The organism is Stappia stellulata (assembly GCF_020176715.1).
Lineage (GTDB): Bacteria > Pseudomonadota > Alphaproteobacteria > Rhizobiales > Stappiaceae > Stappia.
Map to the genome: position 1 here is coordinate 1 of NZ_JAIVMF010000033.1, position 18,163 is coordinate 18,163.

Consider the following 18,163-nt stretch of genomic DNA (forward strand, 5'->3'; position numbering starts at 1 on the left):
TCTCGCTGTTCCATGATCGACACCTGTGACCAGGGCATGGCCGCCTCCTCAACGGGACTCATGCCAAACGTGTCAACCATCTCCATGAACACATGTCACCTATGTCACCGGTCTGAACATCAAGTCGGGGATGACGCCGGGTGTGTCTTTGCTTTTGTCGGGTATATCAGGGCGCGTCGAGGCGCGCCCTTTCCTGTTGATCTGGCAGCCGTGCCCAGGCTCCTGGCCGACGCGCGTCAGTTCCGCGCGATGATCTCCCGCTCGCCGCGATAGAGCGGGCCGGCCGTGGCCGGGCGGCCCGGCTTGCGCCGCACGAGAAAGCGCGGACGCCGGGCGGTCAGGGCCGCGACGCGGCGGCGCGGCGGGACCAGAGGCGTTGAGACGCCCTCGTCTTCCGGCTTTTCGATCCGCGAGATCTTGCCGTCCGGCTCCACAAGGAGCAGCGGCAGGCCGAGCGCCTCGCCCCAGGCGCACCAGTCGGCGGCCAGATCCTCCAGCCTGTCGCTGGCGGCGAGTTCGATGGACATGGCCGGATCGCGATGGCGCAGGCCGATGCGGGCGCTGAGCGTTCCGGGCGTCGCGCCCGGCGCCACTTCGGCGAAAACCCCGAGGAACACGCCCACAGGCTGGACCAGCGTCAGCGGCAGCCCCGCAAGGCGGCGTTTGACGATCACCTGCTGGCGATCGATATAGACATCGAGAGGTGTCGGATCGACGCGGCCCGCCTGCGTCACGCTGCGGGATGCGAAGCGATGCGGCATCTGCGCCGGATCGAGCCGCATGCTGCGGCCCGATCCTTTTGCAGTGGCATCCTGATGTGCTGTTTGACGGCTCAATTCGCTCTCCACCGGGCCTTGTTTTATTGGCCTCTGATGACTTCAAGGTAGCAGCCGCCCGTCCCGATCAGCTTAACAAGCGAGGTTAATTTTCTCTGATTTTAAAGAAGGTTAGAGAAAGGTGAGCGAACATCCCAAACAAATCGTCACCAAGCCCCGCCACTCGACTTGCCGGAAACGACGGCGAACACTACGGTCCCGGCAACGCGCGCCTGCGCCAAACAAGGATCCCGCAATGAAGCTATCGATTGACCAGTCCGACCTGATGGAAGCGGCGCAACGTCTCGTGCGGGCGGCGCGCGCGGCCGGTGCCGAGGCGGCCGATGTGGTCGCGACCACCGGGGTCTCGCTGTCGGCGGATGTGCGCGACGGCGAGGTGGAGGAGACCGAACGGGCCGAGGGCGACGACGTCACGCTGCGGGTGTTCTGCGGCCGTCGCATCGCCAGCGTCTCGTCGAACGCCTTCCGCGACATGGAGACGCTGGCCGAGCGCGCCGTCGCGATGGCGAAGGCCGCGCCCGAGGATCCCTTCGCGGCACTCGTTCCGGCGGACGAGCTTGCCACCGAGTTCCCCGATCTCGATCTGGTCGATCCGACGAGCGTCGATGCGATGGCGCTCGCCGAACGGGCGCGCGCTGCGGAAGCGGCAGCCCTTGCGGTCAAGGGCGTGACGAAATCGGGCGGCGCAAGCGCCTCCTGGCGGCTGGGCGGGCTGGTGATCGCCACCAGCAACGGATTTTCCGGCAGCCACCTGGTCTCGCGGCACGGGGTGTCCGCCACCGCGATTGCCGGCGACGGCACGGCGATGGAACGCGACTACGATTTCGACAGCCGGACCTATCTGGACGATCTCGATGCGGCGGAAGCCATCGGCGCCAGCGCCGGCGCGCGCGCCGTGGCGCGGGTCAATCCGCGCAAACTCTCGACCCGCACCGCCGACATCGTCTACGAGCCGCGTGCCGCCCGTTCGCTCCTCGGCCATTTCGCCAGCGCGATCAACGGCGCGGCAATCGCCCGCGGCACCAGTTTCCTGAAGGACCGTCTCGGCGAAAGCGTATTTTCCCCCGAAATCACCGTCACCGACGATCCGACCCGCCCGCGCGGCCCCGCGAGCCGGCAGTTCGATGGCGAGGGCCGGCCCGCCCGCCCGCTGACGCTGGTTGAGAATGGGGTTCTCACCCAGTGGCTGCTCGACACGGCGACGGCAAACGAGCTGGGCCTTCGCTCCAACGGCCGCGCCTCGCGCGGCGGCGCCGGCCCCTCGCCCGGTGCCACCAACATGACGCTCCACCCCGGCGAGATGTCCAGGGCGGAGCTGTTGAAGCACATCGGCACGGGGCTTCTGGTCACCGACCTGATCGGCCACGGCGTCAACGGGGTGACGGGCGACTATTCGCGCGGGGCCTCGGGCTTCTGGATCGAGGACGGCGAGATCGCCTATCCGGTCAGCGAGATCACGCTTGCCGGCAATCTCGTCGGGATGTTCGCCAGTCTCGTCGCCGGCAGCGATCTCGACACGCGCTCGGCCTTTGCGGTGCCGAGCCTGCTTGTGAGGGACATCACCATTGCCGGTCAGTGACGCACGCGCGAACCTTGCGGACATGGAGCTGATCGCCGAGGCCGCCCGCCTGGGCGGAGCGACGGCGATGAGCTACTTCCGCAAGGATCCGCAGCGCTGGACGAAGGACAATGATTCGCCCGTCTCCGAGGCCGATCTTGCCGTCGACCGCCAGCTTGCGGAGATCCTTCAGGCAGCCCGGCCGGGCTACGGCTGGCTGTCGGAGGAAACCGCCGACGACAGCTCCCGCCTTCAGTCGGAGCGCAGCTTCGTCGTCGATCCGATCGACGGCACGCGCGGCTTTCTCTCCGGCTCGCCGGAGTGGACGGTGGCGATTGCCGTGGTGGAGGCCGGGCGTCCCGTCGCCGCCGCGCTCTACCAGCCGGTGACCGATCACCTCTACACCGCCGTGCCCGGACATGGCGCCCATTGCAACGGCGCCGTGCTGAAGATTTCCGGCCGGGTCTCGCTCGACGGCGCCAGCGCCGCCGGACCGAAGGCGATCACCGGCAAGACGCAGCTGCGCGACAGGGGCATCCGGCAGGCCGGATATGTGCCGTCGCTGGCGCTGCGCCTCGCCATCCTCGCGGCCGGGCGCATCGACCTCGCGGTCGTACGCGAGAATGCCTGCGACTGGGATCTTGCGGCATCCGATCTTTTGGTGCAGGAAGCGGGCGGGCGCCTTGAGGACCTGCGCGGACGACCGCTTTTCTACAATCGCGGCAGCGTTCGCCATTCCGCCCTGGTTGGTGGACCGAAAGCGCTCGTCGACCCGCTCAGACCCATCCTGGCCGAGCTCATGTAGCACGGCGATCCCTTGCGGCACCGGCCCCTCGGAGACAGACAATGACCAATGAAACCAGCGGCAAGCAACTGCTTCACCTCGTCTTTGGCGGCGAACTGGAAACCGTGGACGGCCTCACCTTCCGCGATCTCGATGCCCTCGATCTGGTCGGCATCTATCCGAATTACGCCAGCGCGCTGAAGGTATGGAAGCAAAAGGCGCAGCAGTCGGTCGACAATGCGCATATGCGCTATTTCATCGTCCACATGCACCGGCTGCTCGATCCGGAAACGGACGGGAAATAAGCGGACGGACATGCGGATCGTGTCGAGACCGTCGCCCGCCCTGCGGAGCGCATCATGCTGAAACGGGCCGGACGTGCTCCGTTCGTCCAGCGTATGATCGGCAATGCGCTCGCCGGCTATCTGCAGATGGTCCGCAGCACGAGCACATTCGTCCTCGATCCGCCGGACTTCTTCGACGCCATACGCCCGGACCTGCCGGTGATCTGCGCCATGTGGCACGGGCAGCATTTCCTGTTGCCCTTCGCCCGTCCGCCGGGCCATGAGGCGCGCGCCATGATCTCGAAATCCGCCGACGGAGAGATCAACGCGATCGCGGCCGAGCGTCTCGGCATGGGGGCGATCCGTGCCTCCGGCGCGCACAAGCCGCATCAGGTTGCCAAACGCGGCGGCGCGCGCGGCTTCATCGAGGCGTTGCGCGCGCTGCGCGACGGCGCCAGCGTCTCCATCACCGCCGACGTGCCCAAGGTGTCGCGGGTCGCAGGCCCCGGCATCGTGCAGCTTGCCGCGCGCTCGGGCCGCCCGATCCTGCCGCTCGCCGCCGCCACGCGCTGGCATATCACGCTGGGCTCCTGGGACCGGGCGACGATCAACCTGCCGTTCAGCACCATGTCGATCGCGACCGGTCCGCTCATCCATGTGCCGCAGGACGCCGACGAGGCCCGCATCGAGGCGGCACGTCTCGAGGTCGAGGCCGCGATGAATGCGGTCACCGCACGCGCCTACGAGCTGGTGCGGCGCCGATGAGCGAACCCCTGGAAACGCCGCCGCCGCATGCCGCCGCCCCCTCCCGTCCCTCCGCCGTGGGTCGGCAGATCGGCGCGGCCGTGCTTGCCGGCTACCAGGCGTTCGGCCATGTCGCCACGCCCGGGCTCGGGCTGCTGTTTCGCCGTCGGGCGGCGCGCGGCAAGGAAGACGGCTCGCGGCGCGGCGAGCGCTTCGGGCGCGCGTCTGCCGCCCGTCCCTCGGGACGGCTTGTCTGGCTGCATGCGGCCAGCGTCGGCGAGATGAACGCCGCCGATGCGCTGATCGACAGTTTGCGCGGCATGGACGTCAACGTCCTGCTGACCACCGGAACCGTCACTTCGGCCCGCATCGCCGCTGCCCGCACGCGCCCCGGCGTCACGCATCAGTTCGTGCCCTATGACACGCCCCCGAACCTTGACCGCTTCCTGGCGCATTGGCGTCCGGATCTCGCCGTGACGATGGAATCGGAGATCTGGCCGGCCACCATTGCAGCGCTCGATGCGCGGGGCATTCCGCTCGCCATCGTCAGCGCGACCATGTCGGAGCGCACCGCGCGGGGCTGGGCCAAGGCGCGCGGTTTCGCCTGGCAGGTGTTCTCGCGCCTCGACCTGTGCCTGGCGCAGACGCACGAGGATGCCGAGCGGCTCTCCGCCCTCGGCGCGCCGCGGGTCGCGGTTGCCGGCAACCTGAAATACGACAGCGGCTCGCTGACGGCGGATCCGGCGGCGCTCGCGGAGCTGCAGGACCTCATCGGCGAACGGCCGACATGGCTTGCCGCCAGCACCCACGAGGGCGAGGAAACGCTGGTCGGCGAGGTCCATCGCACCGCTTCGCTCGCCGTTCCCGGACTGCTGACGCTGCTGGTGCCGCGCCATCCCGAGCGCGGCGACGGCATCGCCCGCGAGTTGCGCGCCGCCGGCCTCAGCGTCTCGCAACGCTCCCGCGGCGAGACGATCACGCCCGACACCGACGTCTATCTCGCCGACACCATCGGCGAGATGGGCCTGTTCTACCGGCTCGCGCCGGTTGCCTTCATCGGCAAGTCGCTGGTCCCGGAAGGCGGCCAGAACCCGCTGGAAGCCGCAAGGCTCGACACGGCGATCCTCACCGGCCCGCATGTCTTCAACCTGGAAGACATCTACACGCCGCTGCTCTCGGCCAAGGGGGCCGAGGTGGTGCGCGACGCGCAAAGCCTGGGCGCGGCCGTCGTCGCCCATCTGAACGACGAGGCCCTGCGCGAGAAGCGGGCCCGCAGGGCGGCGGAAGTCAGCGAGGCCGGCGCCGGCGCGCTCGCCGCGACCCTTCGCCACCTCACCGCGCTGCTGAACGCCCGGGGCCGGCAATGAGCGGGCTGCGGCAGGCGCCCGCCTTCTGGTGGCGCGAACGGCCCTCCGCGCTGGCCCGCCTGCTGCAACCGGTCTCCGCGATCTACGGCGCGATCACCGCCCGGCGCATGACCCGCGCGCCAAAGGGCCGGATCGACGCGCCGGTGATCTGCATCGGCAATTTCGTCGCCGGCGGCACCGGCAAGACGCCCTTCGCGCTGGCGCTCGCCGATCTTCTGGCACAAAAGGGCCGCAAGCCGGCGTTCCTGCTGCGCGGCTACGGCGGAAACGCGCGCGGGCCGCTGCTGGTCGACCCGGCGCGCCACACGGCGCAGGACGTCGGCGACGAAGCGCTGCTGTTGGCAGACCGCGCGCCGACCGTGGTCGCCCGTGACCGGGTCGCCGGGGCACGGCTTGCAGACGGCCACGGCGACATCGTGCTGATGGACGACGGCTTCCAGAACCCGGATCTGGAGAAAACCGTCTCGCTGGTTCTGGTCGACGGCGAGACCGGGATCGGCAACGACCTCAGCCTGCCCTCCGGCCCGCTGCGGGCACCGCTGTCGCGGCAATTGCCCTTCGCGAGTGCCGTGATCCGGATCGGCGAGGGCCCGGCCGGCGAGCGGGTTCTCGCCGAGGCCGGAAACCTCGGCCTGCCGGTCTTTCGCGCTGCGATCGCCGCACGCGCACCGGCGGATCTTGCGGGAGCGCGCGCGCTGGTGTTTGCCGGGATCGGACGGCCGGAGAAGGTCTTTCGCTCGGCCCGCGCCGCGGGCCTGGAGGTGGTCGCGACCCGCGGCTTCGGCGATCATCACCGCTACAGCGAGGCGGACGCCGAAGCGCTTCTCGCCGAGGCCGAGGCGCTTGGCGCGCAGCTCGTGACGACCGGCAAGGACCGCGCCCGGCTGGCGGGGATAACCGCGCCGGCGCTTGCCACGCTTGCGACGCGCGCGCGCGTTCTGGAAGTGGAGATGCGGCTGGAGGACCCGGAGGCGCTTGTGGCCTTCCTGGGTGAGGCAATTCGTGCAAAATCGGCAACTTCAGATACAAATCTTGCAAAATCCGACGCAAAATTTGACGATTAAAGTCTCGCTTGCGCGCAAATTTCAGGCTTCGCCGGTCTCCTTGACCCGCTTCATCGACGCGGCCGCATCGACATAGGCTTCCTGCCTGGAGACGCTCCAGTACTTCAGCTCGTCGATCGGGATCGCCTGGCCGGTGACCGCGCAGCGCACGAATGTCCCCGGCGACAGCATCTGGTAATCCGCGTCTAGATAGCGGATGCGGGCCTCGCCCGGCTCACGGGGTGTCTCAATCCGGTTCATCATCTGGTGCCTCGCAACATCCGAGCGGCCTTGCGGCCCGATGCTCTGGTTTTCCGCCCTAGATAGCCGCGACGCGGCGCATTTGCCAGCCCTCGTGCGTTTCGTGCGGCGTCAATCGTCCTGTTTCCCGTCGGACTTCGGCCCGTTTTGCGCGCTCTTCGAGGCGCCGCCGCGCGGCGTGACCTGGTGCAACATCTCGGAACCGGCCATCAGCCCGTCGCGCAATTGCGCGTCGAGACGCTCCTGATCGCGGCGGCGCACATCGTCCTCGATCTCGACGATCCGGTCATTGGCGATCCCGAGCGCGCCAAGCGCCGCGCGCCCGAAGGTGACGCTGGATTCAAAGGTCTCACGGATCTGGAAGTCAACGCCGCGCCGGGTCAGGTCCAGCGCATGGGCGCGGTCGGTCGCGCGGCAGAAAATCTTGGCCTTGGGAAAATTCGAACGCACCAGATCGATCGCCTGGCCCATCACCCGGTCGTTCTCGATGCACAGCGCAACCAGAACGGCGTCCTCCGCGCCGGCCGCCTTGAGCACATCGGCCCGCGTGGCATCGCCGACAAAGACCTTGTAGCCGAGCTTGCGGGCGTAGGAGACGCGGTCGGCGCGGTTGTCGAGCGCGGTGACCTCGACCTCCTCCGAGGTCAGCATCTGCGACACCATCATGCCGAAGCGGCCGAAGCCGACGACCAGCACGGTCGGGCGGGTATCGCCGAAGCCCTCGATCGCCGCCGGCTCCACCCCGCGGCGCTGCAGCCGCTTTGCCAGAATGTCATGCGCCAGACAGCCCACCGGCGTCATCAGCATGGTGAGGACGACGACGGCCAGCAGCAGCGTCAGGATATCGCTCTGCAGGATCCCGGCCGTTGCGGCGGCGGTGAAGAGCACGAAGGCGAACTCCCCGCCCTGCGGCAGGGTCACCGCGATCTTGAGGGCGTCGGAGTTGGTCGATCCGAACAGCCGCGACAGCGCCCAGATGATGAGGCCCTTCAGCCCCATCACGGCAACGACGCCCAGCGCCACGAGGCGCCAGTTGTCGGCGACAAGCCCGAGATCGAGCGACATGCCGACCGAGATGAAAAACAGCCCCATGAGGATCGAGCGGAACGGCTCGATGTCGGCCTCCAGCGTGTGCCGGAAGCTGGATTCGGCGAGCAGCACACCGGCGAGGAAGGCGCCGAGCGCCATCGACAGGCCGGCGGCATGCATGATCCCGCCGCTGCCCAGCGCGACCAGAAGCGCGGCGGCGAGCATCACCTCGCGCGCCCGCACCGCGGAAAGCAGCGTGAACAGCGGGGTCAGCAGGTAGCGCCCGGCGACGATCACGCCGCCGACCGCGGTGACCGTGATGCCGATCTCCACCAGGATGCCCGTGCCGCCGACATCCTCCTTCCCCGGTGCGAGGATGGGAATGAGCGCCAGCAGCGGCACGATCGCCATGTCCTGCAGGAGCAGGATGCCGAAGGCGCGCTGGCCATAGCTGGTGGAGAGCTGCCCGCGTTCCTGAAGGATCTGCAGGGCGAAGGCGGTGGAGGAAAGCGCCAGCCCGAGACCGGCGATGATCGCGACATTGGGCGCCTGCCCGGCCAGCAGGAAAAGACCGACGAGGGCCGCGCCGCAGGCGAGCACCTGGGAGGTGCCAAGGCCGAAGATATCCCCCTTCATCCGCCACAATCGGGCCGGCTCGAGCTCCAGCCCTATGACGAAGAGAAGCAGCACGACGCCGAGTTCGGCCACGCCCCTGATTTCCTCCGGCGACTGGATGAAATCCAGGCCGAAGGGACCGATCGCCATGCCGGCGGCGAGATAGCCGACCACCGAGCCGAGGCCGATGCGCTTTGCCAGCGGCACGGCAACCACCGTCGCCGACAGGAACAGGATCGATTCTGCAAAAAAGGGAGGCGCGACTTCGCTGGCCATTCGCTCTCGTGTTCGCTCGCGGGTTCAAAAGGATCGCGGGAGGTCGACCGGTGACGGCCGCCGATGTGCCGCGATCCTATCCGTTTTGGGCAGCGGACACCACGGAAGACGCGACGCGCGCGTCGCCGGCGCCAGACGGCGCCCAGCCCCTCCATGGAGAGGCCTCAGGTGGCGAAAAGCTGCCCCATGTCGGCGAAAGCCTTGAATTCAAGCGCATTTCCGGACGGATCCAGGACGAAGAGCGTCGCCTGCTCGCCGGGTTCTCCCTTGAAGCGGATCTTCGGCTCGATCACCCAGCGGGTGTCTTCGCGTGCCTTCAGCCGCTCGGCCAGCGCCGTCCAGTCGTCCATTCCCAGGACCACGCCGAAATGGGGCACCGGCACCGAATCGCCGTCCACCGGATTGACGACCTGGCCTCGCGCCGCCGCATCCTTGTCGAAATGCGCGACGATCTGGTGGCCGAACATGTCGAAATCGATCCAGGTCTCCGCCTCGCGCCCCTGGCCGCAGCCGAGAACGTCCTTGTAGAACGAACGGGCGGCTTCCAGATCGTGAACCGGGAAGGCAAGATGAAAGGGCGTCAGCGAAGCCATGGGAGATCTCCGGATCTTCGGGATGGGATTGTTCGTTTGGTGACGCATTCTCCCGCCAAAGACAAGCGCAATGGCACGGGCAGACGCAGAAGGGCCGCACCATGGATCTGAAGGACTTGCTGTCCCGCCATGCCCGGGAGGGGCGGATCGAATGGATCGGGCTGCGACCGGCGCGTCTGGCTCCGGTCGACGAGGTTCGCGCCGCCGAACTGCAGGAGGATGGGCTTGCGGGCGACCACCACAGCAGCGGCGGCAAGCGCGCCGTGACGCTGATCCAGGCGGAGCATCTGCCACTGATCGCCGGTTTTGCCGGTCTCGTCTCGCTCGCCCCGGCGCGGCTTCGCCGCAACATCGTCGTCTCCGGCATCAATCTGGCCGCGCTCCGGCACCGGACCGTCGTACTTGGTCATGCGCGGATCGAGATTTCCGGCCCCTGCGCGCCCTGCAGCCGGATGGAGACCGAGCTCGGCTTCGGCGGCTACAATGCCATGCGCGGACATGCCGGATGGTATGCGCGGGTGGTTTCGGCCGGCCGGATCGCCATCGGCGACGCGGTTGCAAGCATAAGCCAGGCGGTTGATTGACTTGCGGTTTCGCGCAATTCCATAGTGGCGCAAACACAGGATGCGCGTCACGCAAGCAGATGACGCGATGCGGGAGACAGGGCTTAGGCAAGCGCGGAGGAAACCGGACTTGCGGCGGCGGCCTGTCGGTCGACGTGGTCAAGGCACGGCTGAGCCCCAAGGGGTTTGCGAACATCGACCCGGTCCCGGGAACCGTGTTCGACACGCTGCCGGAGGTCCTGAAGGCGCGGGCCGGCCGTTGCCGGCGCCATGCAGGCGGTGGACGACGTCGCGACCGCCCGCGGCGCTTTCGCTCGAAAAGAGCCCCGACACACGACCCTGACCGTGCTGTGCAAGCCGGCCGGCGGGAAGCGATCCGGGGCCGACCATATTCCTTCCGCATTCGCGGAGTTGAAACCCGGCTTGGCCCAAACGGCCCCCATCAGGCGCGGAGAGACGCGATGACGACACCCAGAATCGGACTGGCGCTCGGCGGCGGCGGCGCGCGCGGCATGGCGCATGTGCCGGTGATCGAAGCCCTGGACGATCTGGGGATCGTGCCGCACGCGATCGCGGGCACGTCAATCGGCGCGATCTTCGGCGCCGGATATGCCGGCGGGCTGAGCGGCGAGGAGCTGCGCGAGATCTCCACCGAGACCTTTCGCGACCGCAACGCGGTGTTTTCCCGGCTCTGGAAGCTGCGGCCGCGCCGCTTCGGCGACCTCTTCGGAACGCCGGGCCTGATGCAGTTCGACGCCGGCAAGGTGGTGCATCATTTCATCGGCGCGCATATCCCCGAGACCTTCGAGGAGCTGACAATCCCGCTGACGCTGGTGGCGACCGACTTCTTCCGCTGCCGCGAGGCGCGCATGGAAAGCGGCGCGCTGCATGCCGCCGTCGCCGCCTCGATCGCGATCCCGGCGCTGTTCAAGCCGGTTCTGGTGGGCGAACGGGTGATGGTCGACGGCGGGCTGGTCAATCCGCTGCCCTTCGACGCCCTGCCGGAGGACGTCGATATCGTCATCGCCTCGGATGTCGTCGGATCGCCGATGCCGCGCAAGGGCAAGACGATCCCGGGCGCCGGCGACGCCGTTTTCGGCGCGACCCAGATCCTGATGCAGTCGATCACCCTGGAAAAACTGAAGACCCGCCAGCCTGACATTCTGGTCAAGCCGGACATCGCCGGCTTTCGCGTGCTCGACTTCATGAAGACCGAAAAGATCCTCGCCGCCGCCGAACCGATGCGCGAGATGGTCAAGCGGCGGATTTCCGCCGCGATCGAGACTTTCGAGGCCGGCGGCAACGCCCGGCCTTGAAGCGGTCGCCCGCGCGCCTATCCTTACGGAAAGCAAGGAGGCGCGCATGGGCATTTCGACTGTCATCGCCAACACCGGACGGCGGACCAAACGGGCGGTTCTGACCCTTGCGGCAAGCGCAACCATGCTGGTCGCCAGCATCGCCGCCGCACAGGCCTCCTGCCAGATCCTGGCCGACAACTGGATCCAGCCGCCGATGCCCGCTCCGGCCATGACGGCCGCGCCCGCATCGCTTGCAACGCCGGCCGCCCTTGCCCGCGACCAGGTGGCGATCCGCTATGTCGGCCATGCGACCTTCGAGATCGAGACGCCGATGGGCGTGCGCATCGCCACCGACTACAACGCCATCCACAAGCCGGAGCGGCTGCCACGCATCGTGACGATGAACGGCGCCCATGGCACGCATTTCACCATGAACCCGGATCCGGGCATCGAGCATGTGCTGATGGGGTGGAACCCGGACGGCGGGCCGATGGACCACGATCTTCTGGTCGACGACGTGCGCATCCGCAACATCCAGACCAACATTCGCGGCTGGAATGGCGAGACCCGCCGGCTCGGCAACTCGATCTTCGTCTTCGAGGTCGCCGATCTGTGCATCGCCCATCTCGGACACCTGCACCACAGGCTGACGGACAACGACCTCGCCCGGCTCGGCACCATCGACATCGTCTTCGCGCCCGTCGACAATGCCTCGACGCTGCGCCTCGACAGCATGCTCGACGTGCTCAAGGCGGTCTCGCCGCGCCTCATCATCCCGATGCACGCCTATACCTACGGCTCGCTGGAAGGCTTCACCGCGCGCATGGTGAGCGAGGGCTATGCGCTCACCTTGAGCGACACGCCGCTGCTGATCGCCAGCCGGGCGACACTTCCCGCAGAAACGACGGTTCTGGTGCTGCCCGACCGCTGAGACGACGCTTTTACCCGTGCAGCGCGACGCTGTCGGCCGGCGCCTCGTCGCGCTCGCTCATGCCGTAGTCGCGCAGGACGCTTGCCACCCGCAGCCGATAATTGGCGAAATGCTTGTGCCGGCCCTTGCCCTGGGCGATGCGGTGCTCGGCCTGATGGCGCCAGGCGGAGAGCGCGTCCTCGTCGCGCCAGAACGACACCGACAGGAGCTTGCCCGGTTCGGTCAGGCTTTCGAAGCGCTCCACGGAAATGAAGCCGTCGGCATCGGCCAGAAGCGGCTTGAGCTCGGCGGCGATATCCAGATAGGCGCCCTTGTGGCCCTCTTTCGGCCAGACCTCGAAAATCACGGCGATCATTGTGCGGTCTCCTCTTGCGCGCATCGGATGCTGCGAACGCGCACGGATATATCGCGCAAGGGCGGGGCGGGTCGAGGGCAAGGCGTCCGCTCAGGTCGGCTGGAAGGTGTTGTTCGCCGTGTAGGTCAACCGCACGATGGGCGCGCCGGCGAAGTCGACGGCAAAAGCTTTGGAGACGACCGTCGCCGCGAGAACGCCGCCGGGCACGGTCGAGGACGGCCCCGCGGCAATCCGGTAGGCGGGACCGGGCACCAGCGTTTCGACGAGATTGGGCAGGAACTGGATCGCCTGGGTGACGGCATAGCGCCCCGAGGAATCGCGCTCGCCAATCGCCCAGCTTCCCGCATAGTAGACAAGGGCCGCGGCCTGCAGCGTGGCATTGGGCACATCGCCGTTGCTCGTCATGGTAAAATCCGGATCGCCGGTCTGACCGATCGACAGAAGCTTCGGCGCACCCTGGCCGGCCGTTCCGGTGAAGCCCGCGTTCAACGTGTTGGAGCCGCCGAGCGCCATGGGTGCCGCAAGCGTTTCCATGAAGCTTCCCGTGCCCTTCGAGGTGATCTCGCCGAGCGCATAGGCGAAATCCTCCGACCAGTAGAAATAGCCGGCGGACACGATGCCATCGACCTTGCCCGGAATGACACCGACGAGCCAGGCAAGCGACAATGGCGCGGGGGCATTGGGCGCCACCGTCGAGGCACCGGGATCGGCGAGCATGACGAACGTCTGGTCCGAGGGGCTTTCGTTCAGCACCTCGACGTTGAACGGCATGTTCGCTTCCTCGGTCTCGGGAAACCGTCCCCGTTTGAACGGCATGGGCAGCTCCCTTCTGGTTGGCATGACGCACGGGGGATCGCACGCAAGGCAGACACCGAAAGTGCCTCCCGGGTCGACGGGACCCGGGAGACCGAACGCCCTTGTCGTCACCCGGCCATCACGCAGGCTCGAACTGGTTGTTCGCCGTGAACTTGAGGGTTTTCGTCGTCACGCCGTCGAAGACAACCTTGTAGGCGGCCGACGAAATCGCCGTGTCGATCACCTGTCCTTCGACGAAGGAACCGGAGATGATGTAATAGGTCGGCTTCGGCGTGAACTGGTACAGAAGGTTCGGCAGAAGCTCCACCACGACGGTCGGCTTGTTGTTCATGCCGATGCCGACGTTGATGGTCATGTTCTGCGAGGACGTCTGGGCATGCGTCGGGATCTTGCCGTCGGCCTGAACCTGGATCTCCCCGGAGGTCCCGCTCGAAGGGTTGCCCGGGAATGCCGGCGCCCCGTTGGGGAAGGTTCCCAGATAGGTCACATCCAGGAAATTGTCGCTGTCGATCATGACGTCCACGTTGCTCGCCGTGGTGAAGCGGCGCGGATCGGTCGACGTGCCGATGTCCTGGACGTAGCCGGTGTTGGCCGAATATTCGACCTGCCAACTGAAGGCCGACTGGCTCGGATTGCTCGGGCTGCCGGGGGCCGCGGTTCCCAGCATCCAGGCAAGCGACAACGGATCGGTCGACGGACCGACGATGTTGGGAATGGTCTGGAACATCGCGAACTGCTGCAACTGGCTGTTCTCGTTCAGGATGGTAAGGCTGTAGGACTGTGCGGCTTCCAGATCGTCGGTGGCTTTTGCGCCCATTCGAAATGACATCGCTTTCTCCAATTCGGTTTCGACCAAACGAGGGGCGGACCGTTCCGCCTTGCCATTGACTGTCCCGCATGAAACAGCGGCCGGACCCGGAACCACCCCCTTGCACCTGCGTGACCCTGTCAGCGCCAGGCAGATTTGACGTTAGATCGCAAGCGACAGATCATCTGTTCCCCGCGTTACAATTAAAAATTGAATCATCAACTAAAACTAGCTGAGGTTGTATTCTCGAAGATCGACGCGGGGCTCATGTTGCAGAACCAGGCACGAGCTGAACAATTGGCTTTCCTCCGTTCGCTCCCCCTCTTCAATCATTTCGACGAGGCGTTGCTGGAGCGCGAAACCGCAAGCTTACGCGAGTCGGTCTTTTCGGCGGGGCAGACGGTGTATCCTCAGGGCGAGCATCTCGAGACCGCCGTGATCGTGATAACGGGCTCGATCGCATTGTCGCTCTCCTCCGAAGACGGCAAGGAAGTCATCGTGCGCGAATTGCTGCCCGGTGACATCTTCGGCGAGATCGAACTGATCACCGGCGCCATCACCCGATGCGAGGCCTCCGCTCCCACCGCGACCCGGGTTCTTCGGCTGACCCGGCGGGTCTTCGAGCGGCTGCTCGACGACCACATGTTCACCCGCAAGCTGTTGCTGCGGGTCTGCAGCCAGGTGCGCGAGATCCTCGATTTCACGGAAACGACGTCGCTCTACACGCTCGAGACCCGGTTGGCGCGGCTTCTCATCAAGCTCTGCGACCAGGAGGGGCGCAATGTCGACGACGGCATCCTGATCGACCGGCCGATCTCCCAAAGCGTGATCGGACAAATGATCAATGCCAGCCGCCCGAAGATCAATCTCCAGATGCGGCGCTGGCATCTGGCGGAATTCATCCGCGTGCAGGGCAGCCGCATCACCATCCTCGATCCCGATGCATTGAATGACCTGTCGCGGCCGATGCGCTAGCGTCGTCCGCGACAGGTCGTGTCTGTGCGTGGCGCACTGCCTACTGGCAGCCGCCCGCGACATAGTCGACGAGATCCTGGGTTAAATCTTTGAACACCGGTCCGTACACCTTGCCGTCCTCACCCCACGAGATCGAACTCACGGCCGTATAGGGCGCCTCGGCGCCGATGAACCACGCTCCGCCGCTCGCGCCCTGGGTGAGGTCGTTCGGTTCGGCCTGAAACGCGGCTCCGATCGTCGCGACCCGTTCGGAAGGCTGCTTGTACATATGCGCGCCGCCGTCTTTCGCGTCGGGATAGCCAATCAGCGTCACATCGGTGAAATCGGCGTTTTTGCCAAGGGCGAACTTGCCGGCATCGGAATCCGCGCTTGTCTTGAGGACGGCATAGTCCAGCGCGCTCACTTCCGGCGAAGGTTCCAGGGGCCCCTCGCCGGGCCAGACTTCCAGCACGCCCACGCGCTGGATGTCGAACTTGGTGCCGCCGCCGTCGTCATACGCCCGGTAGAAGGTGACATTCGTCGCCTGATTGCCACCTCTGTACATGCTGTGCGCTGCAGCGAGCAGCGTGTTGTCCTTGGCCACGAACTGGGCACTTGCCGAATAGTCGTTGCCGCCGCGCGTGTAGAACAGCTTGCCGCCGTAGGAAAAGGGCGCGACCGAAACATCCGCCTTGCTCGACGCGACCATGGGCGCTTGCAGCTGCCCGGCAGCCGGCGGCGTGGTCAGGCCGAAGGTCTCCGGCACGGCGGCCGCGCGGCGTTCCGGCGTCCAGTATTCCGCGTCCGCCGCCAGTTGCGCCGGGGTCGGATCCCAGCACACGAAGCGGTCGTCCGCCGCCCATACGGACGACCCCGAGACAAGCGCTCCGGCGGCAACGCCGCAGATCATTGTCATCAATCCCTTGATCGACATCACGTCCTCCAGATTTCCAAGTGTTAAAACCGGACGGGACGGCCCTGTCGGGTCCCGTTCACGAGGAAAACCTAGCAAGCGCCATCCTCAGCCTCAGTCCCCGCGGGAACAGGCAGGGCGGCAGGGTGCGGAAGAGAGGGAAACAATCTCAGGTGCACTCAGTCGCGGCGGGTGCGAAAGAAATCGCGCAGCAGCGTCGCCGCATCGCGTTCCGCCAGGCCGGAATAGACCTCCGGTGCATGGTGGCAGGTCGGCTGGGCGTAGAAGCGCACGCCGTGTTCCACCGCACCGCCCTTGGGATCGCCTGCGCCGAAATAGACGCGGCGCAGGCGGGCGAAGGAAATCGCCGCCGCGCACATCGGGCAGGGTTCCAGCGTCACATAGAGATCGCATCCGGGAAGCCGCTGGCTCTCGGCCGCAGCGCAGGCCGCGCGCAGCACCAGAACCTCCGCATGGGCGGTCGGGTCGCTGAGTTCGAGCGTGCGGTTGCCGTCGGCGGCCAGCACCTCGCCGTCGCGCACGAGCACGGCGCCGACAGGCACCTCGCCGCGCGCAGCGGCGCGGCGGGCTTCTTCCAGGGCCAGATCCATGAAACCGGCGTCTGCCGGGCGCGGTAGCGGTGGTTTTTCGGTCATCGCGGCAGACCCTATCGCCGGCCCGCGAAAAAGCAATCGGCGGCGCATCTCAAACCGCCGCCCGTGCCAGGCGACCGGGATTGCCGAATTGCAGGGCGCCCGCGCGAAAAGCCCGCTTCCCCGGGATCGGCGGCTCTGGTATGACGCGCGCCATGACCCAAGACAAACGCCCCCCGCGCGCGCCCGGCCGCGCTCCCCGCCCGTCACGCCCGGAAGGCCGCGGCCCGAAGCGTCCGTTCCAGAAGGGCGGCGCGAAGACCGGCGCGCCGAAGCGCGACAAGAGCCAGCCGCCGGCGACCGCAACCGAGAGCGCGAAAAGCGACGCGGGCGAACGCGTCGCCAAGGTGATGGCGCGCGCCGGGCTGTGCTCGCGCCGCACGGCGGAAAGCTGGATCGTCGACGGTCGCGTCGCCGTCAACGGCAAGGTGCTGTCGACGCCGGCCGTCACCGTGACCGATGCGGACAAGATCACCGTCGACGGCGAGCCGCTGCCGGAGCGCGAGCGCACGCGGCTGTGGCTCTACCACAAGCCGCGCGGGCTGGTGACCACCAACCACGACCCGGAAGGCCGGCCGACGGTGTTCGACCGCCTGCCGAAGACGCTGCCGCGCGTGCTGACCATCGGACGCCTCGACATCAACACCGAAGGCCTGCTGCTCCTGACCAACGACGGCGGCCTCGGACGGGTGCTGGAACTGCCGGCCACGGGCTGGCTGCGCCGCTACCGCGTGCGCGCCTATGGCCGTATCACCCAGGACCGGCTCGACGCCCTGGCCAAAGGCATCGCCATCGACGGCGTGTTCTACGGCGCCATCGAGGCGGCGATCGACAAGGAGCAGGGCGACAACGTCTGGCTCACCATCGCGCTGAGGGAAGGCAAGAACCGCGAGATCAAGAAGGTGCTCGAGCACCTGGGTCTCGCCGTCAACCGGCTGATCCGCGTGTCCTTCGGCCCGTTCCAGCTCGCCGATCTCGAAGAGGGCGAGGTGCGCGAGATCCGCGGCCGGGTGCTGCGCGACCAGCTGGGCGACCGGCTGGCCGACGAGGCCAGCGTCGATTTCGACGCGCCGATCCTCACCGGCCTCGAGGGCGAAGCGCCGGCGAAGCCCGCACGCCCGGCGCGCGGATCCGCACCGCAGCGCCAGGAAGGCCGCTATCTGAGCGCCCGCGAGGGCAAGGCCGAGACAACGGCCCGCACTGCCAAGGGCAAGGCGAAACGCGGAAAGGCAGACGGTGGAAAGCCCGGCAGCGACCGACCCGGCAAGGATGCGGGCGAAAAGCCCGCCTATGTCTCGCCGCGCTCGCGCTTCCGCTTCGCCGCCGACATGAAGCCGCGTCCGGTTGAATCCGCGCCGCTTGGCCGCAAGCGCCGGATCTGGGACGAGGACGGCTCGCTGGTGGAAGACCGCGCCCCGCCGCCGGAAGACGGCGGACAGGGTCGCGGCGGTCCGGGCCGCGGCAGTCCGGGGCGGAGTGGCC

20 protein-coding genes are annotated in these 18,163 nt (G+C 67.3%); 11 read left to right on the top strand and 9 right to left on the bottom strand.

Going from position 1 to position 18,163, the window contains the following annotated elements:
* Positions 1–236 precede the first annotated feature (236 nt).
* The gene (locus LC092_RS20260; RefSeq protein WP_224809466.1) at positions 237–782 is read right to left on the bottom strand and encodes a DUF6101 family protein; all 546 of its coding nucleotides are present in this window, start codon (positions 780–782) and stop codon (positions 237–239) included.
* Between the two features lie 289 nt (positions 783–1,071).
* Between LC092_RS20260 and LC092_RS20265 the strand changes: the two genes are divergently transcribed.
* Genes LC092_RS20265 through lpxK form a run of 6 tightly spaced genes read left to right on the top strand, consistent with a single transcriptional unit; the run spans position 1,072 to position 6,637 of the window.
* Positions 1,072–2,415 carry a TldD/PmbA family protein gene (locus LC092_RS20265; protein WP_224809468.1) on the top strand — a complete coding sequence of 448 codons (1,344 nt, stop codon included), beginning with the start codon at positions 1,072–1,074 and terminating at the stop codon, positions 2,413–2,415.
* The gene (locus LC092_RS20270) at positions 2,402–3,199 is read left to right on the top strand and encodes a 3'(2'),5'-bisphosphate nucleotidase CysQ (protein WP_224809470.1); all 798 of its coding nucleotides are present in this window, start codon (positions 2,402–2,404) and stop codon (positions 3,197–3,199) included. Before LC092_RS20265 ends, LC092_RS20270 begins: the two co-directional genes overlap by 14 nt.
* Before the next feature lie 41 nt (positions 3,200–3,240).
* Positions 3,241–3,483, top strand: coding sequence for a DUF4170 domain-containing protein (locus tag LC092_RS20275; RefSeq protein WP_224809472.1), 243 nt, complete (start codon positions 3,241–3,243; stop codon positions 3,481–3,483).
* Between the two features lie 54 nt (positions 3,484–3,537).
* Entirely contained in the window at positions 3,538–4,227 is a 690-nt protein-coding gene (locus LC092_RS20280) for a lysophospholipid acyltransferase family protein (protein ID WP_224809474.1), read from the top strand.
* On the top strand, positions 4,224–5,573 hold the full coding sequence (locus LC092_RS20285) for a 3-deoxy-D-manno-octulosonic acid transferase (protein WP_224809476.1): 1,350 nt from the start codon (positions 4,224–4,226) through the stop codon (positions 5,571–5,573). Before LC092_RS20280 ends, LC092_RS20285 begins: the two co-directional genes overlap by 4 nt.
* A complete protein-coding gene (lpxK, locus tag LC092_RS20290; RefSeq protein WP_224809478.1) occupies positions 5,570–6,637 on the top strand; it encodes a tetraacyldisaccharide 4'-kinase in 1,068 nt (355 codons plus the stop codon). Before LC092_RS20285 ends, lpxK begins: the two co-directional genes overlap by 4 nt.
* Before the next feature lie 21 nt (positions 6,638–6,658).
* On the opposite strand, the gene LC092_RS20295 is transcribed toward lpxK, so the two are convergent.
* From LC092_RS20295 to LC092_RS20305, 3 genes are all read right to left on the bottom strand, one after another.
* Positions 6,659–6,880 carry a DUF2093 domain-containing protein gene (locus LC092_RS20295; RefSeq protein WP_224809480.1) on the bottom strand — a complete coding sequence of 74 codons (222 nt, stop codon included), beginning with the start codon at positions 6,878–6,880 and terminating at the stop codon, positions 6,659–6,661.
* Between the two features lie 108 nt (positions 6,881–6,988).
* Entirely contained in the window at positions 6,989–8,797 is a 1,809-nt protein-coding gene (locus tag LC092_RS20300; protein ID WP_224809482.1) for a monovalent cation:proton antiporter-2 (CPA2) family protein, read from the bottom strand.
* A gap of 164 nt (positions 8,798–8,961) precedes the next feature.
* Positions 8,962–9,390 carry a VOC family protein gene (locus LC092_RS20305; RefSeq protein WP_224809484.1) on the bottom strand — a complete coding sequence of 143 codons (429 nt, stop codon included), beginning with the start codon at positions 9,388–9,390 and terminating at the stop codon, positions 8,962–8,964.
* Between the two features lie 101 nt (positions 9,391–9,491).
* Between LC092_RS20305 and LC092_RS20310 the strand changes: the two genes are divergently transcribed.
* From LC092_RS20310 to LC092_RS20320, 3 genes are all read left to right on the top strand, one after another.
* Positions 9,492–9,974: an MOSC domain-containing protein gene (locus tag LC092_RS20310; RefSeq protein ID WP_224809486.1), complete on the top strand. Its 483-nt coding sequence runs from the start codon at positions 9,492–9,494 to the stop codon at positions 9,972–9,974.
* A gap of 440 nt (positions 9,975–10,414) precedes the next feature.
* Positions 10,415–11,269, top strand: a complete 855-nt coding sequence (locus LC092_RS20315; protein WP_224809488.1) for a patatin-like phospholipase family protein — start codon at positions 10,415–10,417, stop codon at positions 11,267–11,269.
* Positions 11,270–11,315: 46 nt separating this feature from the next.
* The gene (locus tag LC092_RS20320) at positions 11,316–12,182 is read left to right on the top strand and encodes an MBL fold metallo-hydrolase (RefSeq protein WP_224809490.1); all 867 of its coding nucleotides are present in this window, start codon (positions 11,316–11,318) and stop codon (positions 12,180–12,182) included.
* A gap of 10 nt (positions 12,183–12,192) precedes the next feature.
* On the opposite strand, the gene LC092_RS20325 is transcribed toward LC092_RS20320, so the two are convergent.
* The 3 genes from LC092_RS20325 to LC092_RS20335 form a co-directional block, all read right to left on the bottom strand.
* On the bottom strand, positions 12,193–12,537 hold the full coding sequence (locus LC092_RS20325) for an antibiotic biosynthesis monooxygenase family protein (protein WP_224809492.1): 345 nt from the start codon (positions 12,535–12,537) through the stop codon (positions 12,193–12,195).
* Between the two features lie 90 nt (positions 12,538–12,627).
* Positions 12,628–13,353 (bottom strand): hypothetical protein, encoded by a 726-nt coding sequence (locus LC092_RS20330; protein ID WP_224809494.1) that lies wholly within the window; start codon positions 13,351–13,353, stop codon positions 12,628–12,630.
* Between the two features lie 118 nt (positions 13,354–13,471).
* Positions 13,472–14,182, bottom strand: coding sequence for a hypothetical protein (locus tag LC092_RS20335; protein WP_224809496.1), 711 nt, complete (start codon positions 14,180–14,182; stop codon positions 13,472–13,474).
* Between the two features lie 189 nt (positions 14,183–14,371).
* On the opposite strand from LC092_RS20335, the gene LC092_RS20340 reads away from it, so the two are divergent.
* Positions 14,372–15,136 carry a Crp/Fnr family transcriptional regulator gene (locus LC092_RS20340; RefSeq protein ID WP_224809498.1) on the top strand — a complete coding sequence of 255 codons (765 nt, stop codon included), beginning with the start codon at positions 14,372–14,374 and terminating at the stop codon, positions 15,134–15,136.
* A 40-nt stretch (positions 15,137–15,176) separates the two neighbouring features.
* Here the strand turns inward: LC092_RS20340 and LC092_RS20345 are convergent, their stop codons facing one another.
* A complete protein-coding gene (locus LC092_RS20345; protein WP_224809500.1) occupies positions 15,177–16,049 on the bottom strand; it encodes a hypothetical protein in 873 nt (290 codons plus the stop codon).
* 158 nt (positions 16,050–16,207) lie between these two features.
* Positions 16,208–16,684 carry a nucleoside deaminase gene (locus tag LC092_RS20350; RefSeq protein ID WP_224809501.1) on the bottom strand — a complete coding sequence of 159 codons (477 nt, stop codon included), beginning with the start codon at positions 16,682–16,684 and terminating at the stop codon, positions 16,208–16,210.
* Positions 16,685–16,836: 152 nt separating this feature from the next.
* Here LC092_RS20350 and LC092_RS20355 point away from each other — a divergent pair.
* Positions 16,837–18,163: pseudouridine synthase (locus LC092_RS20355; RefSeq protein ID WP_224809502.1), on the top strand; the 1,327-nt coding region annotated here is incomplete at its 3' end.